Annotated in this window: 5 protein-coding genes; 3 read left to right on the top strand and 2 right to left on the bottom strand. The window is 66.6% G+C overall.

Going from position 1 to position 5469, the window contains the following annotated elements; translation table 11 throughout:
• Positions 1-230 precede the first annotated feature (230 nt).
• Positions 231-1802, top strand: a complete 1572-nt coding sequence (locus HYG95_RS24345) for a Na+/H+ antiporter (RefSeq protein WP_181701412.1) — start codon at positions 231-233, stop codon at positions 1800-1802.
• A 3-nt stretch (positions 1803-1805) separates the two neighbouring features.
• Here the strand turns inward: HYG95_RS24345 and HYG95_RS24350 are convergent, their stop codons facing one another.
• The gene (locus tag HYG95_RS24350) at positions 1806-2363 is read right to left on the bottom strand and encodes a YdcF family protein (RefSeq protein ID WP_370465910.1); all 558 of its coding nucleotides are present in this window, start codon (positions 2361-2363) and stop codon (positions 1806-1808) included.
• Positions 2364-2427: 64 nt separating this feature from the next.
• Between HYG95_RS24350 and HYG95_RS24355 the strand changes: the two genes are divergently transcribed.
• Both HYG95_RS24355 and HYG95_RS24360 read left to right on the top strand, forming a co-directional pair.
• Positions 2428-3924: an NAD(P)/FAD-dependent oxidoreductase gene (locus HYG95_RS24355; protein WP_181701415.1), complete on the top strand. Its 1497-nt coding sequence runs from the start codon at positions 2428-2430 to the stop codon at positions 3922-3924.
• 77 nt (positions 3925-4001) lie between these two features.
• Positions 4002-4406 carry a hypothetical protein gene (locus tag HYG95_RS24360; RefSeq protein ID WP_067644895.1) on the top strand — a complete coding sequence of 135 codons (405 nt, stop codon included), beginning with the start codon at positions 4002-4004 and terminating at the stop codon, positions 4404-4406.
• Positions 4407-4454: 48 nt separating this feature from the next.
• Here HYG95_RS24360 and HYG95_RS24365 read toward each other — a convergent pair whose 3' ends face one another.
• Positions 4455-4937, bottom strand: a complete 483-nt coding sequence (locus HYG95_RS24365; protein WP_181701416.1) for a MarR family transcriptional regulator — start codon at positions 4935-4937, stop codon at positions 4455-4457.
• Positions 4938-5469 lie beyond the last annotated feature (532 nt).

The following is a 5469-nucleotide window of genomic DNA, read 5'->3' on the forward strand; positions in this document are numbered from 1 at the left end:
GCCTCCTCCGCCGGCCATCCAGCTCCCCTTCCCCTTGCCCCCGATCCTGCTTCCACCAGCGGCAGCAGGCTGATCGACACACCCGGTCAGCCGACCGCATCCGATTTTCGCCATCGCCGACCTGGTGGCCGACAGTAATCAGCTGACGGAGTCGGGCTGACGGTGGTACTCGGTGTGATGGCGGCGGGTCTCACGTGCACCTGCCGGCCTTTCCCCGACACTGGTCAGTTATGGACCAGTTGGTGCTGATTCTGGTGATCCTGCTCGCCGCCGTGCTCGCCGAGGCACTCGGCGATCGCTTCGGACTCGCACCCTCGATCCTGATGACGGTGTTCGGTTGCCTGCTCGCCCTGATCCCCGCGGTGCCGAGCCTGAACATCCCGCCCGACCTCATCCTGCCGCTGGTCCTGCCACCCCTGCTCTACGCCGCCGCCCGTCGCACGTCCTGGCGTCAGTTCGCCGAACAGTGGCAGGTCATCGCCCTGCGCGCGGTCGGACTCGTCATCGTCACCGCCCTCGCGGTCGCGGTCGTCTTCCACGCCTGGAATCCGGCGGTCGCGGTAGCGGCGGGTGTGGTGCTCGGCGCGCTGGTCGCCCCGCCCGACCCGGTCGCGGCGATGTCGATGGCGGGCCGGCTCGGGTTGCCCCGGCGGCTGATCGTCACGCTCGGCGGCGAGGGCCTGTTCAACGACGTCACGGCGATCGTCATCTACACGGTCGGTATCCAGGCCGTCGTCACCGGCGTGTTCTCGCCCTGGCACGCCCTCGGCGATTTCGCGCTCGCCGCGATCGCCGGTGCGTTGGTCGGCTTGCTGCTCGGCTGGCTCGGGAGCAAACTCACCCGCTACCTGACCGATGCCACGTCTCAGGTGGCACTGAGTCTGCTGCTGCCGTTCGCCGCGTACGGCATCGCTGAACACTTCGAAGGTTCGGCGGTCCTCGCGGTGCTGGTGTGCGCGCTGTATCTCACCGACGCGGTGACCGAGATCGGTGACCGCGACTACCGGCTGATCGCCGACTCGTGCTGGGACGTCGTCGAAATGCTCATCACCGGTTTCGCGTTCGCGCTGATCGGACTGGAACTGCGGGTGGTCATCGAGACCTCCGGCCACAACTGGCGCACATTGGCCGGGGTGAGCGTCGCGGTGATCGCCGTGGTCGTGCTGTTGCGGCTGGTCTGGCTGATGGGCATGTGGACGGTGACCCACCGCTGGCGCGATGTGGACGACGCGTTCACCTGGCAGGAGGTGATCGTCACCTGGTGGGCGGGGATGCGCGGGGTCGCGACGGTCGCCCTCGCCCTGGCCGTTCCGTTCACCATCGACTCCGGCGCCGAGTTCCCCGCCCGTTCGGAGATCTTGTTCGTCGCGTTCTCGGTCGTCCTGTTCACCCTGCTCGTGCAGGGCCCGACCCTGCCCCTGGTCGTCCGCCTGACCGGCGTACACGCCGACACCCGTCAGGAGCGGGCCCTCGAACGGCAGCTCTGGGAACGCGTGGTCGGCGCCGAACTCGCCGAGCTGAAGATGATCGCCGCCCGCGACGACCTACCCGACGACGTCTACGAGGACATCAAGGCCAGGCTGCGCCGCCTCTCCGCCAAAGCCGACCCGGAGGCCGCCGACGCCGACGCCAAGGCCGCCATGGACAAGGAACGCAAATCGGTCGCCCAATTCGGCGCGGTCCGCGCGGCCGTGGTCGAGGCGGGCCGACGTGAGGCGCTGGCCGCCCGCCGTGACCCGGGCATGCCCGCCGACGTCGTCGACCGCGTCACCCGGCGCCTGGACCTCGGGCCGACCCGTTGACTCTCAGGAGTCCTGTTCGCAGTGCTGGTTCACGAAAGCCCGGACGTATCCGGCGGATTGGCGCACATACATCCAGCTCCAGAACCCGAGCCCCGTCTGCGTCGGGCTGGCGACCATGGTGATCTCGCCCTCGAAACACCGGCCGACGATGTAGCGCGCCCGCGACACGTGCGGCGTGAACGTGACGACGATGATGTGTCGCCAGCCGTAAATCGTTGCACGCCGGACTATTTCGCGTGCCTCACCGTCGGTGGTCCAGGGGTCGGGTACGAAACACGCCACCCGGAAGGCGAATCGGCCACCGCAGTACTTGTCCATCAGCGGATCGTCGGCACCGGTGGACTGCGAGATCAGCACCTCGGGCGCATACCCGCGCTCGGCCAATTCGATGCCAACGTCGAATCGTTCGTAGGGCGTTCCGCCGAGGACCACGATCACGTCGGCCGGTCGCAAAGGATCCACTTGCGGGTACACGAACACCGGTAGGCCGGCGACAGCGGCAGCGAGCACGGTGACGAGTGCGCCGACGAGCAACCATCCCGCACGTCGAAAGATCGACACCGCACCGACGATAGGCGAAATCAGCGTCTTCTCCCACCGCCCGTGAGCAGGCACACTGGTGCCCATGACCGACACCGCCGTAAGCCCCGAACACCTCGACGTCGTCATCGTCGGCGCCGGACTGTCCGGCATCGGGGCCGCCTACCGGCTGCAGACCGAGCATCCGCACCGCAGCTACGCCGTTCTCGAGGCCCGCGCCGATCTCGGTGGTACCTGGGACCTGTTCCGCTACCCCGGAATCCGGTCCGATTCGGACATGTTCACCCTCGGTTACCCGTTCAAGCCGTGGCGGGCCGCGCGTTCCATCGCCGACGGTTCAGCCATCCTCGACTACATCCGCGAGACGGCCGTGGAGAACGGCATCGACCGCCACATCCGTTTCGGTGCACGGGTGATCGGTGCCGACTGGTCCTCGGCGCGGGCCCGCTGGCAGCTGACCATCGCGCACGAGGGCCCAGACGGACCCGAGCTCAGCACGCTGACCTGTTCTTTCCTCTACGCCTGCGCCGGTTACTACGACTACCAGCAGCCGCACGATCCGCAGTTCCCCGGCCGTACCGAGTTCGCGGGCACGATCGTGCACCCGCAGTTCTGGCCCGTCGATCTCGACGTGCGCGACAAGCGGGTGGTGGTCATCGGCAGCGGCGCCACCGCCGTCACCCTGGTCCCCAATCTGGCCGCCGAGGCCGCGCAAGTCACCATGCTGCAGCGCAGTCCCACCTGGATCAGCCCGGTTCCCGGCCGTGACAAACAGGCCGACAAGATCCGCGGCCTGCTGCCCGCCGACCTGGCGCACCGCGTGATCCGCACCAAGAACATCTTGTTCAACATCGGTTTCTATCAGTACTGCCGCCGCCGTCCCGCCGCCGCGCGCAAACTCCTCACCGGCCTGGCCACCCGCATCCTCAAAGACGAGAAGCTCGTCGCCCAGCACTTCACCCCCGACTACGACCCGTGGGACCAGCGCCTGTGCGCGGCTCCCGACGCCGACTTCTTCAAAGCGCTGAAGAAGGGCAAGGCCTCGGTGGTCACCGAACACATCGACAGCTTCGTCCCCGAGGGCATCCGCCTCGCCTCGGGCCAGACGCTGCCCGCCGACATCATCGTCACCGCCACCGGCCTGCGATTGCTCGCCTTCGGCGGGATCGCCCCCTCGGTCGACGGCAAGCAGGTCGACCTGGCCGATCAATTCGTCTGGCAGGGCGCCATGCTCACCGGGCTGCCGAATTTCGCGATCTGCGTCGGCTATACCAACGCCTCCTGGACGCTGCGCGCCGACCTCACCTCCCGCCTGGTCTGCAAGGTGCTCACCCATCTCGATCGCACCGGCGCCCCCGCGGTGGTCCCCGAACCGGGCCGCAACCTGAAACAGCACCCCTTGCTCGACCTGAACGCCGGCTACGTCCTGCGTTCGATCGCCGCGTTCCCCAGGCAGGGTGACCGTCATCCGTGGCGGGTCAGGCAGAACTATCTGCTCGACGCCTTGCTCACCCTGCGCACCGACCTCGGTAAGACCCTTCGCCCGGTGCACCAGGTCCGCGAATTCACCCACAACGGGTGAGGTGAACCGGGGACCTGGTTCCTACCGTTGGCCTATGCCGAAGTGGCATGTCCGTTGATCGACGGAAAGGCCGAGTGATGACCAACAGGAACCAACACGAAGTCCGCGACGGAATCGCGGCAGGCACCTCCATCGCCGCCGGGATCCTGCTGGCGGTCGTCGGTGTGCTGCAGATCTTCCAGGGAATCTCCGCCGTGGCCAACGACGATCTGATCGTCGTCGGGCCCGAGTACGCCTACCAGTTCGACCTCACCAGTTGGGGCTGGTGGCACATCGTCCTCGGCGCGATCGTGGTGATCGTCGCGATCGGACTGATCGCCGGACAGACGTGGGGCCGGGTGGCGGCCATGCTGATCGCCGCGCTGTCCATCGTGGCGAACTTCCTGTGGCTGCCGTACTACCCGTGGTGGTCGATCATCATCATCGTGCTGGACGTGGTCGTGATCTGGGCGATCGCGACCTGGCACCCGCGCGCCGTCTGACATCGATACCCGACGCCGCCCGGCTGTGTGCCGGGCGGCGTTGTCGTGTCAGCCGGCGGTCTCACCGACGGGGGAGTCGCCGAGCATGCCGATCAGGTGATGCGACAGCTTCTCGGCGAGCACCGCGAGTTCGGCCTTCTGTGCTTCGTCGAGCCCGTCGAGCACCAATCTGCGGATCGCCACGAGATAGTCCGGCGTCGCCTCGACGACCTTCGCGAGACCGTTCGGCGTGAGCACGGCATCGACCCCTCGACCCGTTGTCACGGCCACCCGCCGGACGAACCCCACCCGCTCGAGCTTGGAAACCACGTGGGAGACGCGCGAAATGGAACCGTGCCCGCGCGCGGCGAGCATGCTCAGCCGCATCCGATGGCTCGGTGAATCCTGGAGCAGAGCCAGCACCCGGTACTCGAAGTGCGTCAACCCGAACTCGCGTTGCAGCCGGGAGTCGAGCACGCTGGGGACCCGCATCGCGAGGGTCACCACAGCGCCCCACGCACGACGTTCGACCGAGTCGAGATCGTCGATCACCACGGCCCCTTTCCCGCACAATATTTGCTCAGCGATTGCTGATTGTCGGAAAACTGTATATCGGACGGTGGTCGGTGTCCACGCGAGGCGTGTATGTCTCCTGGTGGGATGCTTGCATGAGCGCCGCCCCGCCTGCTGGGCCGACAAGTTGCGAGGCGATCGCCCCGCCCACGGCACGCCCGGTCGACCAGGCGATTTGACTTCGTCGTCGGGGCTGCGTAACTTAGTTCGAGTCAGAGCGACACGGACACCGACCCGGCCACGAGATGGCGGGGACACGAGGTAGGACGATGAGCGCCTGACAGCCAAGTGGCCAGAACCCCGGATTTGCTTCGGTTGGTTCTCTGCGCTAGGTTGGAACAGTTGCCTTGCTGAAGCCCCTACGACATGTTGCGGGTGGATGTTTGTGCGTGTGTTCTTTGAGAACTCAATAGTGTGTCGATGAATGTCAGTGCCAATATTTTTATTGGTTCCAGCCTTCGCGTACCCCCCGGTCGTGGGAGGTTGGACATTTTGAACAACAGCGAATCTT

The sequence above is a fragment of the Nocardia sp. GTS18 genome (assembly GCF_013839555.1).
Lineage (GTDB): Bacteria > Actinomycetota > Actinomycetes > Mycobacteriales > Mycobacteriaceae > Nocardia > Nocardia rosealba.

Coding starts and splice junctions, on each gene's coding strand:
- HYG95_RS24345 (WP_181701412.1), top strand. CDS start 231: ATGGACCAGTTGGTGCTGATTCTGGTGATCCTGCTCGCCGCCGTGCTC.
- HYG95_RS24360 (WP_067644895.1), top strand. CDS start 4,002: ATGACCAACAGGAACCAACACGAAGTCCGCGACGGAATCGCGGCAGGC.
- HYG95_RS24355 (WP_181701415.1), top strand. CDS start 2,428: ATGACCGACACCGCCGTAAGCCCCGAACACCTCGACGTCGTCATCGTC.